Source organism: Bacteroides congonensis, assembly GCF_900130125.1.
Classification (GTDB): domain Bacteria; phylum Bacteroidota; class Bacteroidia; order Bacteroidales; family Bacteroidaceae; genus Bacteroides; species Bacteroides congonensis.
In genome coordinates this window covers 452,962-476,644 of sequence record NZ_FQXY01000007.1, presented here as the reverse complement: position 1 = coordinate 476,644, position 23,683 = coordinate 452,962, and the positions used below count along the sequence as shown (strand labels likewise).

Sequence of the window (23,683 nt, the reverse complement as noted above, 5' to 3'; positions counted from 1 at the left end):
ATAGAAAGATTAAGCCTGTTGCCAGATACATCTTCATAGATAGATGGAATATCTATGGCAAAAGCGCATCTTTCGTAATATTGGGTAGTGTCAGCTTCCGTTAACAGGTTCTTTGGCTTGTTAATGGATTCTGGACGTCTCCCTTTTACCACATGACTGCACCTTATATCTGGTTGCTCGATTTGTTCACCACTATAAAATGAATTAGCCGCTTCCCAAACCGTTTCAATAAATTGTGGATGCGAAATAGTCAGTTCATTATCCTTGCTGAAAACTGGTATCACATTATCATTCTTTAAATGGTCTAAAGTAACCTCCACAGAGTTTGCTTCTATAAAGTGATTTACCCTTTTGGGCTTTACTGGCTCTTCGATTATTACCGCTTCTTCTGCATACTCACCAAAGTTACTTTCTCTTCTTACCTGTGGCACATTGCCAATAATTTGTAGATTTCTCATAACGAATAAAATTTTAAATGATTTATAAATTGATTACGTGGATTGAAATATATTTCGTTTCTCTCCAACTACCCTAGGGGGACGTTAGAACTACTGTTCATGTGTTCATGTAACTTTCAATTCTGTAAATCATAGGAGAAATGAGCTGATATATATTTAAGCTCCTATTTTTATAGGTAGGGGGGATTATATATAAGTACCTGTACTTTATTGCACGCACATCTTTCTACTCACCACAAATGGAACTACTTTAGACCATTACAGAATGTGGCATAACCATACAACCAATGTTTGAAAAATGAGTATCATTCATTTTTTAGCTTCCCCAATTATTCGTAAATTTGTGTATCCCATGAAGGAAGGATTACCGTATTGCATTGAGGGCTTTTTATCTCCATTTCCCAATTACTACCAATGTGGTAAATTCATTTCTTCGCAGTCTTTCATAGATAAAGCCATGTTTGATAGATTTTATTGCAGTCGCCTATATACTAGTATTAGACGACCTTTTTCATTTTTGTAGCGTAACCATAAAAAGTAGGGCAATTTGACGTCTGCCCTACTGCTTGTGGCTATGATTTTTTTTCTTATTACCTACCATGTCAGAAGTATATACCTATCAAGAATTGCGTGAATTAGCCTTGAAACACGGAATCAGAGATAATAAAGTCCATATCGGTGTATGGATACAGACACAAGGCTATCAAAAACAGAGAATACAGATTAACCACATTAGAAAAACATTTTATTTAAAATCCCATGATTGAGACAAGAATCCCAATAGCACCTGACACAAGTACCACCCTTACGGATGAAACAACAGAGCACATTGTTAATCGCAAGGTAACAATCAAAATAGACAGAGATTATTTAAAAAAGAAGTATGCGGAACTATACGAGCGACTGGCAAAAATAAAGCTGCCACCCTCTTACAAGAAGAAATAATATCAACACAAAAAAAGCCGCAGTTGAGCACATTTGTAAGTGTACTCGCTTGCGGCTATTTTTGTACTTACTGTATTAACTGATAAAAACTAACTTACCAATGCAGCATATTGGGGCAACATACATTTGATTTTCCACTCATTCGGTTTCTTCTTATTTTGTGGTGTTGCTTCAAAATATTCACAAATAGTTTGCTGATTTACCTTTGCTGTAATGCCTATTTCATTATGAAGTATATAATGCCTACTGTAAATGTCAGCAAACATTCTTTTAGTTTCTTCCTTAGCTATATTATGTCCTATGTATGGTCTAAAAGATGATTCTATATCACGTAGAACTTCTGGAGAAAAACGTTTATTTTCATTCTTTTGGTCTCTCAATGCTATTTCCAATTTCTTTTTATCGCAACAGTTCCATACCGCTTGTTTTTGCAATTCAAACGGTATAACTTCGTATGCTTCAATGATTAAATCTGCAAAATCACATGAATCATGAAGTAGCTTTAGAAAAAACTGCTTGTCAATACTTGGATTCTCCTTGCATTGTTCATTCAACTGGATTAGTTTTGTGGCAAATATACGAATACGCTCTTTCTCATTTGGAGCTTTCTTTATTCTAAAGATATCATCTTCTCCGATTATTTCTTGTCTTTCTTCATAATTAACTCGAAAGAACTTAGTTGCTTCATAAGCAGCATACAACTTCTCTCCTGATTGATAATAGCTTTTAACCCGTTCCTCATTATACTTATTATCTATACCAAAATAATCAATATTTAATCGTTCATCCAATAAGTAATCCTTACAGATTTGTTTAAGTTGTTGTTTTAGAGATGTTTTACGGGCTGAATTTGTTGTTTTATCATATCTTTCAATGAGAGACTGATAAGTAGTTTTATACTCCTCTATTTGTCTATCCAGTTCTTCACGTGATAAAGCTCCCAAATCACGGGTATTTGTTATATGCGTCAAACTATTAAATGTCTGTTTATCCTCAAACATTCTTCTGAATCGTCCTTGAATCTGTATTGTTTCGGTGTATGGGTCAACGGTTGTATATACAGCATTATTCAGATTAGTAAGTATCAGAATATCGGGTTTTACATTCAATTCAATATCAACTGCTGAATAAAATCTTGATGTGAAGAAATTGTATTTTGCCAATGGATAATCTATTGACGATACGGCATTAGTAAAGCCTGCGTCTTTCAACTTTCCAACCCCTTCTTCTGAACAAAAGATACGGCTTTCTCCCTCTAAATGCAGAGAATTAACCAATTCATTAATTCCAGTTACGGAGTTGAGGAATATACAGACACAGGAACTGTCTTTCAGTCGCTGAAATTCTTCTCGAACTGTTCTTTCATAACTTGAAGTTACAATCAAATGTAAATCTTTCCTATAATCATATTGAGGAACAATTTCCAGCTTCTTAAACCCTTGCCCTTCAAATGCAGGGTGTGACACTTCCAATGGAGTTGCAGATACAAACGCTTTCTCTTTAAAGTCGAAAAAATCGTAGACTGGCTGTAAAATACTTGCTCGATAGTCACAATCTTGCGTCAACTTCTCACACTCATCAAATAAACAGAAATAGGTTTCTTGAATTAGACTGTAAGACTTATCTGCTGCTTTCCTAACTTTCTTAAATCCTTCGGGAGTAGTTAGAATCTTCTTGTACTTGACATCAGTTCTTTTCAGATACTTTTTTATTTGTGCCACTGTCGTATTACTGTAAACAGCCAACCAATCGCCATTTTTGGCAGTTTTACCTACAATAACTGGTACATTGGGTTCAATAATGATTGAATTACGGCATGAATGTAACTCTGCATAAGTAGCACCTATCCCTGTCAACGTCTTGTCTAAAATAACGTTACTTGGTATATCTGTATATCCCTTCGATTTAAGCGCATCAATTAGACGTTCGTCACCATTAAGCTTTATTTGTTCTATTTCCATGTTTATCTTATATTTCTATGGTAGTGGAAAAATCTGACCATATCGGGCTGAATATGGGGACATCGAAATTTTTCCACTACCCATTAAATTTTCACTTTATAACTATCTGAATATAATATTTCCAACCATGTCACCAGTCGAGATTATTTCTCATGAACAAAAGTAGCAAGTTTCTAGGAAACTGGCTTAAAGTTCCTGCCACAAACTAAAAAAATGACTAGACGTATTTGTAGAATATATTTTATATCAAGATAGTTTGTTCTAACTTTCTAGAATATGAGTATGAGATGCTTTTGACTATTTTTTTACTTTAGGATAATCTTGTATGTAACCATATTTATCCATGATGTTCCACATTTGTGCAAAGCTGTATTCACCAAAAATTTCTTCATTGAAGTAGTCATTATTATCGCATGTAACTGTAAAATCTTTATCTTTTAATTCTTCCCTTAAGAAAATAGGGGCAGATTGCGGATTATTGAAGGTAACTGTAGAGTTGTCTATTATATAGTATAGTCTTCTTTTAGGGTTTAACACAATATTGAATATTAATCCCATTTTGAGTTGTAGTTGTACAATTCTATTGTTAGGTGGATATGAGTAAATCTTTGCAGTTTCTATTAATTCTTTACACACTGCCTTCTTTTCTTCGTAGGATAGTTCGACTGTTGGGATTTTATAATGGCTGAAGTCTTGTTTAATTTTAGCTGTAAGGATTGAATTTTGAGCTTTTAATTCTTCAATCATTTTCTCATATCTAGCCTTATTATTATTAATTTCTCCTTTAGCTCGTATAGCTTCTGAATCAGTGTATATACCAATTCTATAACCTTTGTTTACTCTTTCATTTTCTTTATCTAACTCTATCTGTTTATCAATAAAATTATTGATTTGTGTTTGATTCTCTTGTAATAATTGTTGATTTTTTGCTTTTTCTTTAGTGAATGTATCTTGAAAGTTTTTGTATGCATAAATATCTTTAATTGTTTGCCAACATATTGAATCAAGGAAATAGCATGCTACTCCGCCATTCTTACAATTTAGTTTTTGGTTTATATTAGCTCTGTTATCACTGCAAATATATGTCGGTACTCCACTACCATTGATAGCGGTACAATATGCTTTTCCACAGTTTCCACATTGCAATATTCCTCTTAAGAGTGCTTCTCTCTCTTTACTTTTATCAATGAAACTTTTGTGTTTTTTTCTTTGTACTTGCGCTTCATCCCAAATTGGTGACTCTATTATTACAGGAGCTTTGAAGACTCTCGTTATTTTTTCTAACGGTTTCTTATTTTCATCCCTTTTTGTAATGCTTGTTAACTCTGGTTTGCCTTTATAAACAGGATTAGTGATTATTGCATAAATACTGTTTCTTGTCCATAATATACCAGTTCTTGTTGGAATCTTATTGGAATTTAGAATGTCAATTATATGTTGTATGCTTTTTCCGTCCACATAATTATTGAAAATAGCACGTACGGTCTCTGCTTCTTTTTCGTCTATATATAATTGTTTGTTAATTAATTTGTATCCATACGGCGCACATCCTGTATAGGCATGACCTATGGCTAGTCCTCTTTCTCTTCCTGAACGCATCTTGGCTTTTAGGTTTTCAGCGTCCATTTGTGCAAATAATCCTAATATGTAGAGATACATGCTGACGAACATGTCTTGTTTGCCGTCTTCATCTAATGTAATTATATTTTTATCTTTGAAATGCAGGCAAATTCCTTTGTCTGTAAATTCGTTAATTAGGGTGATAAAATCTATAGCTCGTCTGCTAAGTCTAGTGATGTCCCAGATAAATATTCTATCTATTTCATTTTTTGTTAATTTTCGCATTTGAGTTAATTCATCTCTAGTATCCATTTTAAGGACAGCAGAGCGCTTTTCTTCAAATATGTATTTGATTTCATATCCTAAACACTTAGCTAGTGCTTTTAACTCTATTTCTTGTCGTTCATAATTCTGGTCGATACTAGAGACACGTAGATATATAGCAGCCTTTTTTGTCATAATAAATATTCTAGTTCTAATGTTGCAAAGATAGTAATTATATTTTAGTATTACAATTGTTTATTGTAATGAACTTCCAGATACGATTACAAACCGCATCTTCTTGAAAAGAAATGATACGTCAATATATTAGAATATGATTTCTAATATTTTTTAATGAATTGATTGCTTTTTGTGTTATTTGGTTATCTTTGTGTTTAATTAAATGCAAAAAGTAACCACAAAGATATGAGTAGTAGCCAAAATGCCATAGCTGTATTGTACAGGAAATATTGGCAAAAGCTCTATATTCATGCATATAATCTGCTGAATGACGGAGAAAGCGCAAAGGATGTATTGAGCGATGTGTTTTGCTCAGTACTTGAAAACAGCGAGCAGTTTGAGGGGAAGACTGATTTGCTGCCTTTATTCTATGTCATGGTGAAAAACCGTTGCATTGACCACATACGTCATCAGAATGTAGTGAACCGGAATGCGGAAAGATACCTGGAAGAACTTTACAGCGATTGGACTGCCAAAGAGTATCGGGACTACGAAGATAAAATCAACCGGATGCAGGAGAGTATCCGTCAGATGGCTCCGCAAATGCGCACAGTAGTGGAAGAATATTTTCTGAACGAAAAGAAATGTGCGGAAATCAGTGAGATTTTAAATATCAGTGATAATACAGTCAGAACTCATATTGCCCGGGCTTTGAAAATACTCCGTAAACGATTGAGTGTCTTTTTACTTATTACAGTTTAATGTTGAATCCTGCTCTTCACTGGTTTCACGCTTTAGCTGAATGGTTATAAATCAGGTGTTTATGGTGAATGGAAGTAGGAAAAACAAAGTAAATAACCCCTCATACCCTTCACGCACTTATATGGATTTGTTGGGCATATATGTCTGACGTGTTGGATCTATATGTCTAGCATATTGGATCTATATGTCCAATACGCACGGCATATATCTCCTGTAAACAAGGTATTAATACCTGATAACTCAAAAGTTAATACCCAATGGGGCATTTGCTATAAGCTAATTTGTTTTAGCTTATAGCATATTCTTTTTTGCTTATAGCATATTTACTTTAGCTCATGGCATATGAAAAAAAGAGGTGAAGGGTGTGAAGGCTAATTTTTCTGCTTCCCTTCACCATAAATATCTGATTTATAGTTGTTCATCTGAATGGTGAAGGCTGTGAACCATCGGGACGATTCATTTGCTATTATAACTTACATGAACACCATCATCCCAATCCCGCCAAGAATAAAGATGATTGATGTGATTATCATCCCGACCCTCAATCCTTTGTCGCCAAACAGGTCGTACAGTAAAAGGAGAAAATTAAATCCCTTGTCGCGTTGTCCCGTCATATCGAATATCCACTTCCATCTGCGAATGGCGCCGATAAGAAGTAAAGTTCCCAGGGTGATAATTATTAAACCGCCATTTACAGGGGTGATGTTACTGAAAAAATCCGGTTCTTTATTCATATTCATTTTTCTTCTATTTCTTGTTGTTTTTCATTTCACAATTGCACTATTGGTAATGGATTGGTGAGAGACTGCGTTTAGCTGTTTACTCGACCTTGTTAATAGAATTTGTCATTTTCCCCAGTACTTCAAATATTCTTCTTTTATATTCAACTGCTCTATGAAACGTTCTTTCCCGTTATCATATGTGGTTGTTAATGTTGGCTGATTATCAATCATATATCTTTGCTCTTCAAATGGTGCTGGATATGGAAAGCTATTTATATATTCATAGTCTAACCCCGTTTTCAATTTATCTAAGTCCTCTTTTTTGACTTTCTTGTATAAAACGATAAGTTGTGCGCAGAACATATCATAAACAAGGCTTGCATATAAAGACGAGCTGATATTTTCATCGACACATTCACCCGTTAATCCAATTACAAGACATTTTGTAATCTTAACCTTTCTAAAATTGGGCGAAGGTCTAAAAAAACATTTCTCTCGATTGTATGGAGACTTAAACATGAACTTATGAATATCTGGATTATATTTTGCGAATGTAAGAAGGATGTGATAATTAAACTTATCCTCTGACATCAATTTAAGTTTGAAGAGGTAATTTTCGTAAATGTACTTCCATACATATTCACTTATCTTATATGATACACGAGGACGATGTATTAGAGCTTGATAATTTGTTTCACCGCTTTCTAATCTTGCTATTTCCATATGTTGTTTCTTTACTATTAATGTGTTTCAACTAACTATGTTTAGAAGTTTAGATGATTGTTAGCCACCTCTTTCATACTCTTTAGCTCTTGAATAGCAGTTAGACACATTCCTTTGATACTTTTATTTGAGGTGTGTTGATAGATTGATTGCAGACTGTTGGATAGATTAATTTGTTGGCTGTCTGTCATAATGCCACCAATGAAATTGTCGTTAATCTCCCTATTAGTATAATAACAATAACGTCCTATCGCCCCTGTTATATGACTGATAGTACATAAATCTCTTTTCTTCAACATGACATTACAGAATATATCCCATGCATTACCATCTCCCATGTAAGCCATTATGGAGGCAGACATTTGTCTGACTATTGCGCTTGAATGATGCGAAAATTGTTTGGCAATCTCATAAGTCCGTTCCTTGTACGTTACGCAGATTTGCTGCTTTGCAAAATCTTTGGCATAACAGGAATGGTCTACATATCTTCGACACACCATGTCTAATATTGATAAATACTCCCATATTAATTTGTCTTCGCTTTCATTTAACAAGATTGCAATCAGCTTCTCATAGTTTTTGGATGATAGAAACCAAGCCTGCACGTCCAATGTGTCGCACATCTTGCCGAATATTTCACTGCAAGATGCCATCTTTATGAACCTTGTACTTTTCTTTCTCTGTGCCACATTTTCAGATTGTAAACCTTCCAGTGCGGCATCCAATGTTTCTTTGCAGTATTTATATTTTCTCATTTCTTATTCTTATTTACGTGGTGGCTAATGGGTTACAGCTTGCAGTCGTTAGGCGGCACAGGTGCTTGTTATCGCTATATTTGGCTAATGCAATTGGTTAATATACCGCTAATCTCCTTACAGTCGCCAACTAATTCTTCCAATTCGCTTTCATCCATAAAATCTGCCAATTCATATTCTTGTGGGGCATTTATAAATTTGTTCAGACCACTTAGAAGTAGCATTGCATCATCTTTTGATGTAGAAATAGAAAAGAAATTAGAATATTTGCTATTAGGGTCTAATTCTTTTATATCAACCTTTCCATTTTTTATACTTTCCAGTAAAATGGCAGACAAGTCTATTATTACATCAATAGCCATATCGAAATGCGGTTCATAAGACTCATTTATGCTAAAATAAATATCTCCTTCATTCACCGAGTTTTCTTTTAATAAGGTATTCAAATGAATATCGGATAATATTTTGCTTAACTCTAAGTTGCTTTGTTTCTGACTTCCGAAATAGTCCAGCAATAGAAAGGTGTCATCGCATCCACCGACATAATTGCCCCACCATTTTTTTATGTAAAGTTCCATATTCAATATTTTTTAGTTTGTAATTTATTTAGCGATAATGTTTGGCAACGTGCCGCTTTAGGCAGTATGTTGTTTGTTAGCATCACATTGAATAGACAGAACTATATTTCTGCCAACTTCCATTTGTTTTCACAAGCAGAAACATCATCGTTAACGTATGCTTGTAAATAGGACGCTAAATCTTTATACCGACTTTCTCCATTACAATCATATACCCAAAGTTCGGGTTCTTCTGTACTATCAAACCATATTAAGCAGATGGCTTCATTAGTCGCTTCACTTGCAGCGCATATAGAAACACGATTTCGGGCAAATAGCCCTGCGGCATGGTCTTCCCAGTTACAGATTGAGGCTTTTACATTTTGAATAATGCCAACTAATCTATCATCCTTAGCTTCGTTGTTCCAGAATAGTTCCATTTCTTTCACATCAAGCCAATCGCCATGTGTTGCATCTATCCAGCCACCAAGTTTTTCATACCTTACCTTAAGCATTGGTGACACATTACGATATGTTCCTTTCTCTAAAGTTGGTACACCTTTACTAAAATCAATAGCTTCTGTTATTTCACTATCATCTTCCAATGAAGCTATGGTTGTGTTGAGTAATTCTTTTATTGCCATATTGAATTATTTATTAGTTTATTCTTTCGATGCTAATGGCTTGGTGAGGAACAGCGTTTAGCTGTTATCTCGACCTTGTTATATTTATATTTGCGTAGGAATTACACCATTTTTATAGGACAGCCATAAGGCATTTATTAACTGACTATTTGCACCTACTTTTATAGCATCTACAATCAAACCTAAATCGTCAGATATGTATGCTGCTAAATCATCATTGTTCGTTATATCCAAAACGATAACAAAAGTTTTTTTTCTAATATTTTCATTATATGTTGCAGGTATATTCATTTGGGCTTTTAACTGTTCGATAATATTATATACCTGCATCCATTGCTCACTAAAAGTATCGCAATCTCTTTTATCCAAAATGGTGTAATAATCTTCCTCTGATAGCTTCTCTAATATCTCAGGAAGATTAATGTTTATGTAGTTTTCGATATATTCTATTGTTTCCATACTACTTAATTAAATATAATGTTTGGTGGCTAACCGACCTTTTGGGGAGGTTAAGCCGCTTGTTACCGATAAGTTTAAGAATATTGCCAAAACCCTGCTATTATTTCTCCTGTTATATTATGCTTATACAGATAAAGCGCACCAAAATTAAATACATAACTTCCTTTTAAAAGTTCATCATTATATCCTTCTTCATCTATCATCAGATAAAATGAATAATTATCATCTTCCAACTCCTTATAATAGAAATTTTTGTGTTGAATAAAGCGTGGTTCTCCACCTGCTTTTATAAAAAGGAAATCATCTTTGTCAAATGTTTCCATATAAGCACTTATTGACTGCATTTCTAAATCTACAAGGGCGTTTTTTGTATTACTGCTTATTTCGGAATACTCGTGTTCTATTACTTTCACTGCTACTGACGGATAGATATTATTATAGAGCAATGTGTGAAAGTCACCATGAATAAAAATAGAGAGCATTATATTTTCTTTTTCTGGATGCTCTAATGTTGCATAAAACAAATACCCGTCTGGGATACTATTCTCTACTATTTGTGGAGGATTTCCACCTATTCTTCCCTTTACATTAGCATCAAAAGGGATACATTTGGCATATAGTTCGTTCATATTCTTTTATTGTTTAATCGGTAACGAGTTACTAACAGCGAAACATAACAGTCCGCTGTTAGCAACTCCAAATTTTATAATGTTTCTTCCGTCAAAATATCATCCAACGGACTTTTAATTTTACTTTTATAAGTGTCTGCTATATGAACATATACCTCTGTGGTTTTAATATTGTTATGTCCCAATAGCTCTTGAACGATTTTTAAATCCGTTCCTTGCTCTATCAGGTGGGTAGCGAACGAATGTCGAAACAGGTGCGGGTACACCTGTACCGTATGGTCGCTGTATCGCATCTGTTTCAGTTTCTCCAAGAATCTTATGTCATCACCGCCGAATTTCACTTCTACATCCTTCTTTCGCCCCCGTGTCGAAAAATCAAGCGTTATTTTCTCTCTTTCTTGATGTGTTATCATGTGATTGTATTACTATATTTATATAAATAAAATTATATATACCTGTATGACAGTATATTATGTATGTTGAATATGAAATAAGATATATATATTGCCATAAAAATATATCTTTATCATTATGTGAGCAACTAAACGCAATCTTTTTTTCCTCTTTTCCCCTCAAATCTGTTTTATAGCAGAAATCATGTGGCTTATATTTATTTTTTCTACTTTTGCGTGCAATAGTATAAATCAACATGGAAGAACCAAAGAAAAAACGCAACCGCCGCACCCGTGCCGAACTCGAAGCGGGTGTATTTGATGCCGTCCGCCAGTTGGCAAGTGAAAAAGGTCTGGCTCAAATCACCTTTACGGATATTGTGCAAAGGGCAGGCATCCAAATGTCCGTCCTGCTCAAAAATTACAAGAGCATAGATCGGGTACTGGATAAGTACGCCTACATTTCCGATTACTGGCTGCACGACCTGTTCGACGAAGAACACCCCACCGACAAAGCCGGTGAGGACATACTGAAAAGAAATTTGAAATCATTGGCAGTCTATCTCTATGACAACATAGATATGCAGCACCTGTTGGTGTGGGAGCTCGAAGCTGACAATCCCACCACCCGCCGCATCGCCCGAAGTCGTGAGAAACATTACCGCACAGCGATAGATGAACTGAAACATTTGTTCGAGGGTACAGACATCCCTGCTGACATCATAGCCGGACTGCTCACCGCCGGAACATACTACCTGATACTGCACCGTCGCCGTTCTACCTTTTGGGGAGTGGACTATCAGCGCATGGAGAACCGGGAGCGGCTATACGCTGCGCTCGACTATCTTTGCGAATTGGTGTTCTCCGCACTCAAAGAGCATAACAAGACTGTTGAGATAGCCCGCAACTTCAAACAGAAAGGGATAGACATCGCCACCATTGCCGAGTGCACCGATCTTCCTGCCGATGTCATTAAGCGGCTATAAACCCATACAATTCCCAGCACCCTCATGAATGGCAGGTGCAAGGTGCGTGTATATCTATATATATGCACACCTTGTACCTGTGACTTGTTACCTATCTTTCTACTCTTTACGTATTGATAATTAGTTAATTAAACTTCTCCCGTAGTTTTTTATAGAAAAAAATCTCTTTTAGGTGTCATTAGTTTCAATTAGTTCTACGTATTAAGATAAACAATTGATTACTATGATGGAAAATCCAGACCAAAATTCAGACTATGCATTGCGTGCGATACAAGAACCGCGACTAAGGGAGACGGAAGAGTTCAGCCAGTGGATTAGCGTCCCTGAAAACAAGGAACTATTTCTCGACTTGATGGCTTGCAAGGAAGCTGTGATGCGTGAAAGTCTGGATAGGAGACGAAAGGCAAAAACAAGAATGCGTATTTGGGTAGCGGCTTCTGCTGTGGCTGCCGCTTTGGTTCTGGCCTTTCTTATACCTTCTTTACTTCCTTCTCTCTCTGTGAAAAAAGAGCAACCGATACGATTCTTTGCTGCAACTGCCAGTGGGGAACACGTGGTGTTGCAAATGGATGGTCATAATGAACAACAACTGTTGGAAGACAGTGTGATGGACATCAAAGAATGGAAAACATTGACGCCGGATACCACCTGCTGCCAAACGTTGACTACACCACGTGGAAAAAGTTTCTTACTGGTACTGTCCGACGGGACTAAAGTGTGGATAAATGCTGAAAGTAGCCTGCGCTATCCTGTCGCATTCAACGGGAAGGAACGTCGGGTAGAACTGAAGGGTGAAGCCTGCTTTGAAGTGGCAAAGGATGAAAAATGTCCCTTTATCGTAAGTGCCGACGGCATGGATACCCATGTGCTGGGTACTAAATTCAATGTACGTTCATACACAACAGAAGACCGCCACGTGACGTTGGTGCAGGGAAAAGTGCAGGTGACCAACAAGAACAGTCTTACTTCCGTAGTGCTTCAACCCGGACAGGACTTGACTTATACGGAAACCGGAGAAGAGAAAATATCGAATGTCAATATAGCTACTTATACAGCCTGGACAGAAGGAATGTTTTATTTTGAAGACGCATCGCTAGAAGAAATCATGGGTTATCTGGGCAGATGGTACAATGTGAACATCGACTTTGAACGGGTGGAGCTATACGATATCCGCCTGAACTTCTGGGCGAACCGCAACGCTCATCCGGAAGAGGCGGTGGAACTGCTGAACAAACTGGAAAAAGTACGTGTAGATTATCAGGACGGTACTATCACGATTAAACATATATAACTTTACAAATACAACTCTTATGAAAAAGCAACAAATTACATTGTCTCGCAAAAAGGCAATGAGAAAGGTCGTATGGATGAAAGCCGCCTTCTTATTGCTGATGTTTGTAATTGCCCTGCATGGACGGGCGCAAGATACGGACAGCAAATTGATTTCTTTGGAACTAAAGGAAGTGCCACTGGGAGAGGCTTTGAAGCAGTTCAGCAATGTGTCCGGTTATAAGGTGAATTTTCCTAGTGCAGATGTCAGCGCATATCGGGTAAGTGTCAGTATACGCCAGTTGGCTCCTTTGCCGGCACTTCAGAAAATACTGGAAGGGAAACCTTTTGAATATGAGGTGAAACAACATTTTATCACTGTCCGTAGAGTGAAGCCTGTATCGACTACTCGTAAAGTCAGGAACATCGAAGGGCGGGTAGTGGATGAAAAAGGAGATCCGCTGCCGGGTGCGAATATCCGGGGAATCGACAGCCCGTTTGGAGCTATTTCCGATATCAAAGGAAATTTCACTTGTAAAGTGATGGAAGAAACCCACACACTGGAAGTTTCTTTTGTCGGTATGCAAACTGAAAAGGTATCTATTAAAGGGCGTACTCATGTCAATGTGATTATGCATGAAGATAAACAGCAATTGGGAGATGTTGTAGTGACGGGGTATCAGCGTATCAGCCGTGAACGTTCTACCGCCTCTTTCGGCTTCATAGATTCCGAACAACTGACAAGGCAGATGCATAGTGACTTGGCTTCTTCTCTGGAAGGTCAGATAGCCGGCCTGCGTATGGATATCAATCCGAATAACGGGGATATGAGCCCTATTCTTCGCGGTAGAGGTACGTTCTCGAATGATGTAGGCTCACATCCGCTAATCGTAGTGGATGATATGCCGACCGACTTGACCCTGAGTGAGATAAATCCCTATAATGTAGAGAGTATTACTGTCTTGAAGGATGCGGCGGCAGCCAGTATTTATGGTGCTTTGGCTGCAAACGGCATTATTGTGGTAGTTACCAAACAGGCCAAAGAAGAGGGTGCGCATGTGAATATCAATGCTGATTGGTTCATCACCAGCAAACCGAATTTCAATAGTTTGAATCTGGCTTCTACAAGTGATATTATTGATTATCAAACAGCTGTGTTTGATGCGAATGTAGCCGAATCAGGCAGTGCATCCGGTTTTTTGTCCACTTATAAATCAGGTTACTATAATCCGTTGTTCCAACTTTATCTGGAGCGGGAGAATGGTACACTAAATAATAGTGAAGTCGAAGCCACATTGAATCAGTGGCGTAATAATGACTATTATAAAGAATATCGTGACAATGCCTGGCGCACGGCTGTAACTCAGCGTTATAATGTGTCCGTATCGCAGAAAGTCGGAAAAAACAATCACTTCCTTTCGTTCAATTATGAAAATGACAAGGGGCGTACGATAAATGATAAAAGGAATAAATTCTCCTTGTATTATAAGTCGAACTATGCCATCACCAGTTGGTTGAATGTGAATGCCGGGGTGGACGCCCGTCTGGGAAGTAGCGATACACCGAATACCCTGTTTACCAGTTACACTATGCAACAACGTTATGAAAGAATAATGGATGCCGATGGTAACCGTTATAATTCTCCTTATGTGAATGTAAGCGGATATTCGGGTGGAGCTTACAATGGCAGTGTCGTGAGCAAGGCGGAAGGTGTTTCACCTTATAAAACATTTGGTTTCAATGTGCTTGACGCATTGGGTGAAGGCGGTACCAAATCACGCAATGTCAGCATCCGCCCGTTTGTCAGCTTGCAGGCACGATTCCTGAAGATGTTTAAATATAACTTCATGTATCAGTATGAATGGAATCATAGCAAGAGTGAAGTGTTTGATGCGGAAGACTCCTATCTGATGCGTATGACGTACAACTCTATGATTGATACGAATGGAAAATCGCAAATGCCGAAAGGCGGACGGTTCTCTCAAAATGAGCTGAGCAGTAACCGTTATACCGTGCGTAACCAGATAGACTTTGATAAAAAATGGAAGAATCATGCAGTAACTGCCATTGCCGGACTCGAATTCAGAGAGAATAAGATTCCGAAACTTACTCAGCAATTAATGTATGGATACGATCCTCAGACACTGACTTCTGACATTATGGATTGGCAAGCATACCGTGACGGTGTAGGAACCAGTGCTCTTACCGGTAGTACGATCACTTTAAGTGGTCTGCCGGCTACATTGCAAGAATCACGCCATCGTTATGCGTCTTTCTATGCCAATGTAGGCTATTCTTATCTGTCCCGTTATAATGTATCCGGAAGTATCCGCTGGGATCAGGCGGACTTGTTCGGACTTGATATCCGTAACCAGCGTCATCCCCTGTGGTCTGTCGGTGCGTCCTGGATTATGTCGGAAGAGTCATTTATGAAAGATATTGTTTGGCTCGACTTCCTGAAAGCACGTATGACTTATGGTATCAACGGTAATGTGGATCAGGGTTCGACTACCTATTTTGTAGTAAAGCAGAAGACCCAGAGCAATCCGATCAAGACGACTTACCTGACTTATGATGATGATGATCTTCCGAATCCGAAACTCCGTTGGGAGAAAACAGCCACTTACAATGTGGGACTGGATTTCCGTCTTTTCAATAATTTGGTCAATGGTAGCCTGGAGTATTATAACCGCCACGCATCTGATTTGCTTGTACGCCGCTACATGGATCCCACATTGGGGGCTAAATCACGTGTAGTGAATAACGGTGAGATGCGCAACCGGGGTGTAGAATTTTCTCTTACTGCCAATCTCATCAGGAAGAAGGATTGGAATTTTGCTGTTGATTTTAACTTAGCCCATAACAAGAACAAGATGTTAAAGGTGGATCATAGTGATTCGGACACTTCGACAAGTTTCATTGTGAGCCCGCAGAATTACTTTATGGAAGGAACCAGTTATAATACGCTTTGGGCTTACCGTATAGACCGTATTGAAAACGGATATCCGGTAGCGGTGGACAAGGACGGGAATGACTTGGTGACGTTCAACGAGGATGGTACGGTTGCCAATATTACTACCGGATCGTCACTGAAAGGTACTGAGAATCTTGTAAATCTTGGTTCGCTGACTCCGAAATTCAATGGAGCAGTATCCTTGAGACTTAGCTACAAGGGAATTGCCTTGAATGCTTTCTTTGTATATGCAGGCGGTAACAAACTGCGTAACAGTGTGGTAAGTATGAGTGATCAGGTGGGAAGCCAGACGTTGAAAGACATAACCAACCGTTGGAGTGCGGATGCACCGGATGCAAATGTACGTATGTATATTGATATGCCCACAAAGGTTAAAACTTACGCAAGCACTTTCCAGGACTGGTGGCAATATGGTGATATTAATGTGAAAGATGCAGGTTATGTGAAATTGCGTAGCTTGAGTCTGGGGTATAGTTTGCCGTCTGGTATCTGCCGTCAAATCCGGCTTAATTCATTGAAATTGAAGTTGCAAGTGAACAACCTGTTTACCTGGTGTAAGGCAGGAAGCGACATTGACCCGGAAAGCTACGGATTGAACAGCGGCACACGTGGCATGGCTTCACCCAAGACTTATTCTATCGGATTATCAACAAGTTTCTAATTATTAAAAAGAATATAGGATATGCGTAAATTACTTTATATATTGCCGGTTCTGCTTATCTTAGGATTTGCGGCTTGCGAGAATTACGTGGATATTACCCCCACAGGAAAGAAAACTGTGGACTCTACCGAGACTTATTATGAATTGGTGGCTTTGCCGAACCGGACTTATAATCCGATGTCTTTTGCATTGCTAAGTGACAATGTCTGGTCATTAGAATCAAAAATTATTGGTAAAGAATATACTTCCTTTGATGGCATTAATATGACTTTCAATGAGGAAGCCGACAGGAAAGAACTGAGTGACAACAATTTGTATGCAAATTGTTATACATATATCTTGCGGTCAAATATTGTGATCTCATTGGTGGATGATAGCCAGGGTGATAAAGATACCAAGGAACTGGCAAAAGCGGAAGCGAAGATTATGCGTGCTTGGGATCATTTTATTGTAGTGAATACATATGCGAAAGCCTATGATCCGGAAACGGCGGCGAATGACGGCGGGATTGCCATCGTCAGTAAATATGACTTGGAAGCTACTCCGGTTAAATCGACTGTTGCCGAAGTTTATGATTTCATCATTAAGGATATAGAAGAAGCACTTCCTTATTTACAGGAAGAGCCGGTGAATGTATATCATCCGTCCAAAGCGTTTGGTTATGCATTGGCCGCCCGCGTTTATCTGTTCCATCGAGACTGGAAGAAAGCGAAAGAAGCTGCGGAAGAATCGTTGAAGCGGAACAGTAGCTTGATTGATTATATAGCATTGGCGGATGCAGGGGGGCCGACCAAAGTTTTGACTTATGCCAAAGGCGGTAATCCGGAGATTTTGAACTATGCTTATATGGGAGGAACTTCTGATAACTTGGCTCATGTATATGGTATGGCAAGCCCGGAGTTAGTGCAACTTTACGGACAGAATGACGAACGTATGAACCAGTTCTTCAAAACGACCGGCAATAGTATCTATTATTTTGATGAAGGTTCTGGTGCTGCTTTGTGGAATACTTCAATTACTTATTCCAAATTCCAGACGATGTCCGTAGGTATGCGTACAGCTGAAGTTTATCTAATTTTGGCTGAAGCCAAAGCACGGTTGAAGGACATATCGGGGGCAGTCGGGACTTTGAACCTGTTGCGTGAAAAACGAATCAGAGGTACGGAAGCCGTATTGCCGGAACCGGCTACCGAGCGTGAGATGATGCAGGAAATCATTGATGAACGCCGCAGGGAACTGATTTCAGGCTTTAGCCGTTTCTGGGATTTGAAACGGTTCAATACGGAAGCAGACTATGCGAAGACGATTACCCGCAAGTTTCCGGTGGTTTCTACGGATGTTGAGCAGAAGACATATACGTTGAAACCGGATTCACGTTTGTATATCATTCCGTTCCCGGTGGCTGCCCGTGAAAAGAATCCGAATCTGACACTGAATACTAACGAATAAAATAAATCAGGAAAACAATGCAAAAGAGTTTGATGATAATTGTATTGGTGCTTTGGGCGTTGCAAGGAGCCGAAGTACAGGCTAGCGGTACCAGTCTGCCGGAATTTGGGAAGAAGAGTCTGGTAGTCCGTGAAGATACAGTTAAGAAAGACACTGTCAAGAAAGAGACAGCTTACGAGAAACTACTGAAAGATGGAGGTAGTGAATGTGAGGGGATGTTTACAGTACGGCATATCAAAGATGACTGGTATTTTGAAGTACCGGATTCTTTGATGGGACGGTTATTGTTGGTCGTTACCCGTTTTAAAGCCGTGCCGCAGGGTTTCAAGATGATTAGTGGTGAAGAGGTGAACCGGAGTGTGGTTTATTGGGAACAGCATAATGGCAAGACTCTCTTTCTGCGTGAGTATGTACAATCACAGTTTGGCCGTCCGGGTGATAAGATAGCTGAGGCTTTGAAGCAATCGACCGTAGATCCGGTAATTGCCAAATTCGATGTTATCGGTAGGAATCCGGAAACCCAGGCACAGCTCATTAATGTATCCAAGTTTCTTCTGGGGGATAACAAGACGTGTGGCTTTACATCAAGTGACCGTTCCATTCTGGGTATCGGCTCATTAGTACAGGACCGTACATTTATGGATACCATCAAGACTTATCCTATTAATGTAGAGGTGACCACCTTGCGTACTTACAATATTACTTCCGGCAAGTTGCCGGCGGCAACGACGGGTTCGGTGACTGTGAAATTGAATACCAGCATGGTAATGTTGCCTAAAGAACCCATGCAGCCACGACTGGCGGATGAACGGGTGGGATTCTTCCAGAATCCGGTAACTGAATTTTCGGACGACCAGCAGGTTACTGTGCGTGGAGCTATCATTCAACGTTATCGGTTGGAGCCGAAAGACCCGGAACGTTATCGCCGGGGACAACTTACCGAGCCGAAACGCCCTATTGTATATTACATAGACCCTGCAACACCGAAGAAATGGATACCTTATCTTAAAGCGGGTGTGAAAGACTGGAATGTAGCATTCGAAGCAGCCGGATTCAAAAATGCCATCATGGCTAAAGAATGGCCGGACGATCCTACTATGAGTTTGGATGACGCACGTTATAGCGTGTTGCGCTATCTGCCTTCGGAAAATGAGAATGCTTATGGGCCGCGTATTGTAGACCCTCGTAGCGGAGAAATCATGGAGAGCCATATCTGTTGGTATCACAACGTGATGAACTTGCTTAAAAAGTGGTATATGGTACAGTGCGGGCCTTTGGATAAACGCGCGCAGACAATGAACTTTGATGATGAATTGATGGGTACGTTGATTCAGTTCGTTTCCTCACATGAGGTAGGGCATACCCTCGGTTTGCGTCACAACATGGCGGCAAGTTCGGCTACGCCGGTAGAAAAGTTGCGTGACAAGGCTTGGGTGGAAGCCAATGGTCACACGGTGTCGATAATGGATTATGCGCGGTTTAACTATGTGGCGCAGCCTGAGGATAAGATTTCCGGGAAAGGACTTTTCCCTCGTATTGGCGACTATGATAAATGGGCGATAAAATGGGGTTACCAGTATCGTCCCGAATTTAAAGGCCCTTTTAAGGAGAAAGCGGCATTGCGTGCCGAAGTCACGAAGAAACTCCGGAGCGATCGTCGCATGTTGTTTATTGGTGATGAGGGAAAAGGTGCTGACCCGCGCAGCCAAAGTGAGGATTTGGGCGACAATAACATGAAGGCGAATGAATATGGCATAAAGAACCTGAAAAGGGTGATGGAAAATATAATGACTTGGACAGCGCAGCCTGACGGCCAGTATGACGACCTGAATACGATTTATAAATCAGTTCGTGCCCAACATATGAAATACACTATGCATGTACAGAGAAACTTGGGTGGCCGTTATACCAATAATCTGCCGGGGATGAAACCTCATGATTATCTGCCGCGCAGTGTGCAGAAAGAGGCGATAGAGTGGTTTGGACGCAATCTGTTCGAGGCTCCGCTCTGGCTCTATCCGGATAAAGTGGTGAGTTGCACGGGAGTCAAACCTATGGATGAAATTCGTGACCGCCAAAATTCCTTAGTCGCTTTATTGCTTGCGCCGGGAATGTTGTATAATATCTATTCGAGTTCTTTGTGTGGTTCGGAACCGTATCCGCTTGATGAATATCTGAATGATGTGTTCACTGCGATATGGAAACCTTTGAACACTTCCAATGAGTTGGAAAATAATCTCCGTCGCCAGTTGCAACGGTCTTATCTGACATTTATCGGACGCATGATGAATCCCGAAAGCAAAGATATCGCTAATGCGAATGCGACATTCAGCCGTTCTGATATCCTGCTCTTTGTGGAAACACATTTTGATAAGATGGAGGAATATGTGAAAAGACAGCTTGCCGTTTGCAAGGAAGGTGATTTGAATTATCGTCATTATGCAGCTTTGCTGCGGGATATTAAAAAGACAAAAGAAGCATATTATGGTATAAATGCCGATATATCTGCTTCAACAGAGGGCTTATAAAACAAAACGCAAAACTAGGACCGATTTTTATGCATTAAATTCTCTCTCTTTTTTTTAATAAACTCGCTTTTCCCTTCGGGGAAAGGTGAGTTTGTTTTTTATATACATGCTTCCTGTATTTTACTGATTTACTGAAAGAATCATCATTTGGGGATTTTGATAACTATTCATTCTCCAATGAACTTTGTGGAGAAACAAAATGTTGTATATGTAAAAAGAAGAAAGGAGATTTATAAGAATGAAAAAGATAGTATTGCTTCGTCATGGAGAAAGTGTCTGGAACAAGGAAAACCGTTTTACCGGTTGGACAGATGTAGACTTGACTGAAAAAGGAGTTGCCGAAGCTGAGAAAGCCGGCGTGACACTGAAAGAATATGGATTCAATTTCGATAAAGCCTATACCTCTTATCTGAAAAGAGCCGTAAAGACGCTGAACTGTGTACTGGACAAGATGGACTTGGACTGGATTCCTGTGGAGAAAAACTGGCGCCTTAATGAAAAGCATTATGGCGAGTTGCAAGGATTGAATAAAGCGGAAACCGCTGAGAAATATGGTGAAGAACAAGTGCTCGTCTGGCGTCGTAGCTACGATATAGCTCCCAATCCGCTTTCAGAAAAAGACCTGCGAAATCCCCGTTTTGATTACCGCTATCACGAAGTGCCCGATGCTGAACTCCCCCGTACCGAATCATTAAAAGATACCATCGAACGTATTATGCCTTATTGGGAATCGGATATATTTCCGAGCCTGAAGACAGCCCACACCTTATTGGTCGTGGCTCACGGCAATAGTTTGAGAGGTATTATCAAGCACTTGAAGCATATTTCGGATGAAGATATTATAAAACTGAACCTGCCTACTGCCGTGCCTTACGTGTTCGAGTTTGATGAAAACCTGAACGTGGCTAATGATTATTTCCTCGGAAATCCGGAGGAAATAAAGAAACTGATGGATGCAGTAGCCAATCAGGGAAAGAAAAAATAGAATAATAACACATTAAAAATTAAAGTTATGAGTAAAATAGTTGAATTACTAAGAGATAAAGCCAATTATTATCTGGATCACACTTGCGAAACCATTGACAAGTCATTGATTCATATTCCGTCTCCCGATACGATAGACAAGGTATGGATTGATTCCGACCGGAACATACGCGTATTGAACAGCCTGCAAACCCTGTTGGGACATGGACGACTGGCAAATACCGGTTATGTATCCATACTTCCTGTCGATCAGGATATCGAGCACACTGCCGGAGCATCGTTTGCCCCGAACCCGATTTATTTCGACCCGGAGAATATTGTGAAACTGGCTATTGAAGGCGGCTGTAACGGAGTAGCTTCCACATTCGGTATCCTTGGTTCCGTGGCACGTAAATATGCCCATAAGATACCTTTCATTGTGAAACTGAACCACAATGAATTACTTTCTTATCCGAACAGTTTCGATCAGGTATTGTTCGGTACAGTCAAGGAAGCATGGAATATGGGAGCGGTAGCCGTAGGGGCAACCATCTATTTCGGTTCGGAACAGAGCCGCCGACAGTTGGTAGAGATTGCCGAGGCTTTTGAATATGCGCACGAACTCGGTATGGCAACCATACTTTGGTGTTATCTGCGTAACAATGATTTCAAGAAAGGTGCTGTGGATTATCATTCCGCCGCTGACCTCACCGGACAGGCCGACCGTTTGGGTGTCACTATCAAAGCGGACATTGTAAAACAGAAACTTCCTACTAATAATGGTGGGTTCAAAGCCATCGGCTTCGGTAAGATTGACGAACGTATGTACACCGAATTAAGTTCCGAACACCCGATTGACCTTTGCCGCTATCAGGTAGCCAACGGCTATATGGGGCGTGTAGGATTGATTAACTCCGGCGGAGAATCTCATGGAGAATCTGACTTGCGTGATGCTGTCATTACTGCCGTAGTCAATAAGCGTGCCGGAGGTATGGGATTGATTAGCGGACGTAAGGCTTTCCAGAAACCGATGAATGAAGGTGTGGAATTATTGAATACCATTCAGGATGTATATCTTGACCCGGAAATAACAATTGCTTAATCCCGGAAGAATGGAAATTAATTCTTATCTTTGACTATTAGATAGTTAACCATTAAAAATTAGAAGTATGAAGTTTTTTATTGACACGGCCAATTTGGAGCAGATTCAAGAGGCATATGACCTCGGAGTACTTGACGGAGTGACTACCAATCCTTCGCTGATGGCGAAAGAAGGTATCAAGGGTACGCAAAACCAGCGTGAACATTATGTCAAGATATGCAAGATTGTCAATGGCGACGTGAGTGCCGAAGTGATAGCGACCGATTATGAGGGTATGATTCGCGAAGGCGAGGAACTTGCCGCGCTCGACCCGCATATCGTGGTGAAAGTGCCTTGTATTGCCGATGGCATCAAAGCTATCAAGCATTTTAAGGAGAAGAAAATTCGTACAAACTGTACATTGGTCTTTTCCGTAGGGCAGGCATTACTGGCCGCTAAAGCCGGAGCTACTTATGTTTCACCTTTTGTGGGACGCTTGGATGATATTTGCGAAGATGGGGTAGGACTTGTTGGCGATATTGTACGTATGTATCGTACGTACGATTACAAGACTCAAGTATTGGCTGCCTCTATCCGTAACACGAAACATATCATCGAATGTGTGGAAGTAGGAGCAGACGTGGCTACTTGTCCGTTGAGTGCTATCAAGGGATTGCTCAATCATCCGTTGACGGATTCGGGATTGAAGAAATTCCTGGAGGACTACAAGAAAGTGAATGGCTGAATGTAAGTGAGATGCGATT

General features: G+C 39.5%; 21 protein-coding genes. 10 read left to right on the top strand and 11 right to left on the bottom strand.

Annotated features, from left to right (window positions below):
- On the bottom strand, positions 1–458 hold a 458-nt coding region (locus tag BQ7997_RS03330; RefSeq protein ID WP_139260881.1), incomplete at its 3' end, for a DUF3871 family protein.
- A gap of 759 nt (positions 459–1,217) precedes the next feature.
- On the opposite strand from BQ7997_RS03330, the gene BQ7997_RS03325 reads away from it, so the two are divergent.
- On the top strand, positions 1,218–1,403 hold the full coding sequence (locus tag BQ7997_RS03325) for a hypothetical protein (protein WP_073343503.1): 186 nt from the start codon (positions 1,218–1,220) through the stop codon (positions 1,401–1,403).
- Positions 1,404–1,492: 89 nt separating this feature from the next.
- Here the strand turns inward: BQ7997_RS03325 and BQ7997_RS03320 are convergent, their stop codons facing one another.
- Both BQ7997_RS03320 and BQ7997_RS03315 read right to left on the bottom strand, forming a co-directional pair.
- Complete coding sequence (locus tag BQ7997_RS03320; RefSeq protein WP_073343501.1) at positions 1,493–3,364, bottom strand: hypothetical protein; 1,872 nt, start codon at positions 3,362–3,364, stop codon at positions 1,493–1,495.
- Between the two features lie 297 nt (positions 3,365–3,661).
- The gene (locus tag BQ7997_RS03315; RefSeq protein ID WP_055278967.1) at positions 3,662–5,383 is read right to left on the bottom strand and encodes a recombinase family protein; all 1,722 of its coding nucleotides are present in this window, start codon (positions 5,381–5,383) and stop codon (positions 3,662–3,664) included.
- A gap of 228 nt (positions 5,384–5,611) precedes the next feature.
- Between BQ7997_RS03315 and BQ7997_RS03310 the strand changes: the two genes are divergently transcribed.
- Positions 5,612–6,127 carry an RNA polymerase sigma factor gene (locus tag BQ7997_RS03310; protein WP_044656839.1) on the top strand — a complete coding sequence of 172 codons (516 nt, stop codon included), beginning with the start codon at positions 5,612–5,614 and terminating at the stop codon, positions 6,125–6,127.
- A gap of 473 nt (positions 6,128–6,600) precedes the next feature.
- On the opposite strand, the gene BQ7997_RS03305 is transcribed toward BQ7997_RS03310, so the two are convergent.
- From BQ7997_RS03305 to BQ7997_RS25075, 8 genes are all read right to left on the bottom strand, one after another.
- Positions 6,601–6,867, bottom strand: coding sequence for an Imm17 family immunity protein (locus BQ7997_RS03305; protein WP_235817252.1), 267 nt, complete (start codon positions 6,865–6,867; stop codon positions 6,601–6,603).
- Between the two features lie 105 nt (positions 6,868–6,972).
- Positions 6,973–7,572, bottom strand: coding sequence for a hypothetical protein (locus tag BQ7997_RS03300; RefSeq protein WP_022137019.1), 600 nt, complete (start codon positions 7,570–7,572; stop codon positions 6,973–6,975).
- 41 nt (positions 7,573–7,613) lie between these two features.
- Positions 7,614–8,327, bottom strand: a complete 714-nt coding sequence (locus BQ7997_RS03295) for a hypothetical protein (RefSeq protein WP_073343498.1) — start codon at positions 8,325–8,327, stop codon at positions 7,614–7,616.
- Positions 8,328–8,401: 74 nt separating this feature from the next.
- Complete coding sequence (locus BQ7997_RS03290) at positions 8,402–8,905, bottom strand: imm68 putative immunity domain-containing protein (RefSeq protein ID WP_016268164.1); 504 nt, start codon at positions 8,903–8,905, stop codon at positions 8,402–8,404.
- Positions 8,906–9,006: 101 nt separating this feature from the next.
- Positions 9,007–9,528 (bottom strand): hypothetical protein, encoded by a 522-nt coding sequence (locus BQ7997_RS03285; RefSeq protein ID WP_073343495.1) that lies wholly within the window; start codon positions 9,526–9,528, stop codon positions 9,007–9,009.
- Positions 9,529–9,612: 84 nt separating this feature from the next.
- On the bottom strand, positions 9,613–9,987 hold the full coding sequence (locus BQ7997_RS03280) for a hypothetical protein (RefSeq protein WP_073343492.1): 375 nt from the start codon (positions 9,985–9,987) through the stop codon (positions 9,613–9,615).
- A 74-nt stretch (positions 9,988–10,061) separates the two neighbouring features.
- Positions 10,062–10,616 (bottom strand): hypothetical protein, encoded by a 555-nt coding sequence (locus tag BQ7997_RS03275; protein WP_073343490.1) that lies wholly within the window; start codon positions 10,614–10,616, stop codon positions 10,062–10,064.
- Positions 10,617–10,690: 74 nt separating this feature from the next.
- Positions 10,691–11,029, bottom strand: a complete 339-nt coding sequence (locus BQ7997_RS25075; protein WP_083589154.1) for a tyrosine-type recombinase/integrase — start codon at positions 11,027–11,029, stop codon at positions 10,691–10,693.
- 236 nt (positions 11,030–11,265) lie between these two features.
- On the opposite strand from BQ7997_RS25075, the gene BQ7997_RS03265 reads away from it, so the two are divergent.
- The 8 genes from BQ7997_RS03265 (at position 11,266) to fsa (ending at position 23,664) form a co-directional block, all read left to right on the top strand.
- Entirely contained in the window at positions 11,266–11,994 is a 729-nt protein-coding gene (locus BQ7997_RS03265; RefSeq protein ID WP_073343488.1) for a TetR/AcrR family transcriptional regulator, read from the top strand.
- A gap of 223 nt (positions 11,995–12,217) precedes the next feature.
- A complete protein-coding gene (locus tag BQ7997_RS03260) occupies positions 12,218–13,285 on the top strand; it encodes a FecR family protein (protein WP_073343485.1) in 1,068 nt (355 codons plus the stop codon).
- Positions 13,286–13,304: 19 nt separating this feature from the next.
- Positions 13,305–16,898: a SusC/RagA family TonB-linked outer membrane protein gene (locus BQ7997_RS03255; RefSeq protein ID WP_073343483.1), complete on the top strand. Its 3,594-nt coding sequence runs from the start codon at positions 13,305–13,307 to the stop codon at positions 16,896–16,898.
- A gap of 21 nt (positions 16,899–16,919) precedes the next feature.
- Positions 16,920–18,347, top strand: coding sequence for a RagB/SusD family nutrient uptake outer membrane protein (locus BQ7997_RS03250; RefSeq protein WP_073343480.1), 1,428 nt, complete (start codon positions 16,920–16,922; stop codon positions 18,345–18,347).
- Between the two features lie 17 nt (positions 18,348–18,364).
- Positions 18,365–20,875 (top strand): zinc-dependent metalloprotease, encoded by a 2,511-nt coding sequence (locus BQ7997_RS03245; protein ID WP_073343477.1) that lies wholly within the window; start codon positions 18,365–18,367, stop codon positions 20,873–20,875.
- Between the two features lie 238 nt (positions 20,876–21,113).
- Complete coding sequence (gpmA, locus tag BQ7997_RS03240) at positions 21,114–21,860, top strand: 2,3-diphosphoglycerate-dependent phosphoglycerate mutase (protein ID WP_022137775.1); 747 nt, start codon at positions 21,114–21,116, stop codon at positions 21,858–21,860.
- A gap of 27 nt (positions 21,861–21,887) precedes the next feature.
- Positions 21,888–22,940, top strand: coding sequence for a class I fructose-bisphosphate aldolase (locus BQ7997_RS03235; protein WP_022137774.1), 1,053 nt, complete (start codon positions 21,888–21,890; stop codon positions 22,938–22,940).
- Between the two features lie 67 nt (positions 22,941–23,007).
- Positions 23,008–23,664, top strand: a complete 657-nt coding sequence (gene fsa / locus BQ7997_RS03230; RefSeq protein ID WP_073343475.1) for a fructose-6-phosphate aldolase — start codon at positions 23,008–23,010, stop codon at positions 23,662–23,664.
- Positions 23,665–23,683: the final 19 nt, after the last annotated feature.

Bases quoted from the DNA above. Each gene is read 5' to 3' on its own strand.
- BQ7997_RS03285 (WP_073343495.1), bottom strand. From the start codon at position 9,528: ATGGCAATAAAAGAATTACTCAACACAACCATAGCTTCATTGGAAGAT.
- BQ7997_RS03275 (WP_073343490.1), bottom strand. From the start codon at position 10,616: ATGAACGAACTATATGCCAAATGTATCCCTTTTGATGCTAATGTAAAG.
- BQ7997_RS03305 (WP_235817252.1), bottom strand. From the start codon at position 6,867: ATGAATATGAATAAAGAACCGGATTTTTTCAGTAACATCACCCCTGTA.
- BQ7997_RS03235 (WP_022137774.1), top strand. From the start codon at position 21,888: ATGAGTAAAATAGTTGAATTACTAAGAGATAAAGCCAATTATTATCTG.
- BQ7997_RS03260 (WP_073343485.1), top strand. From the start codon at position 12,218: ATGATGGAAAATCCAGACCAAAATTCAGACTATGCATTGCGTGCGATA.
- BQ7997_RS03320 (WP_073343501.1), bottom strand. From the start codon at position 3,364: ATGGAAATAGAACAAATAAAGCTTAATGGTGACGAACGTCTAATTGAT.
- BQ7997_RS25075 (WP_083589154.1), bottom strand. From the start codon at position 11,029: ATGATAACACATCAAGAAAGAGAGAAAATAACGCTTGATTTTTCGACA.
- BQ7997_RS03315 (WP_055278967.1), bottom strand. From the start codon at position 5,383: ATGACAAAAAAGGCTGCTATATATCTACGTGTCTCTAGTATCGACCAG.
- BQ7997_RS03265 (WP_073343488.1), top strand. From the start codon at position 11,266: ATGGAAGAACCAAAGAAAAAACGCAACCGCCGCACCCGTGCCGAACTC.
- BQ7997_RS03325 (WP_073343503.1), top strand. From the start codon at position 1,218: ATGATTGAGACAAGAATCCCAATAGCACCTGACACAAGTACCACCCTT.
- BQ7997_RS03310 (WP_044656839.1), top strand. From the start codon at position 5,612: ATGAGTAGTAGCCAAAATGCCATAGCTGTATTGTACAGGAAATATTGG.
- BQ7997_RS03255 (WP_073343483.1), top strand. From the start codon at position 13,305: ATGAAAAAGCAACAAATTACATTGTCTCGCAAAAAGGCAATGAGAAAG.
- BQ7997_RS03290 (WP_016268164.1), bottom strand. From the start codon at position 8,905: ATGGAACTTTACATAAAAAAATGGTGGGGCAATTATGTCGGTGGATGC.
- BQ7997_RS03280 (WP_073343492.1), bottom strand. From the start codon at position 9,987: ATGGAAACAATAGAATATATCGAAAACTACATAAACATTAATCTTCCT.
- BQ7997_RS03245 (WP_073343477.1), top strand. From the start codon at position 18,365: ATGCAAAAGAGTTTGATGATAATTGTATTGGTGCTTTGGGCGTTGCAA.
- gpmA (WP_022137775.1), top strand. From the start codon at position 21,114: ATGAAAAAGATAGTATTGCTTCGTCATGGAGAAAGTGTCTGGAACAAG.
- fsa (WP_073343475.1), top strand. From the start codon at position 23,008: ATGAAGTTTTTTATTGACACGGCCAATTTGGAGCAGATTCAAGAGGCA.
- BQ7997_RS03300 (WP_022137019.1), bottom strand. From the start codon at position 7,572: ATGGAAATAGCAAGATTAGAAAGCGGTGAAACAAATTATCAAGCTCTA.
- BQ7997_RS03250 (WP_073343480.1), top strand. From the start codon at position 16,920: ATGCGTAAATTACTTTATATATTGCCGGTTCTGCTTATCTTAGGATTT.
- BQ7997_RS03295 (WP_073343498.1), bottom strand. From the start codon at position 8,327: ATGAGAAAATATAAATACTGCAAAGAAACATTGGATGCCGCACTGGAA.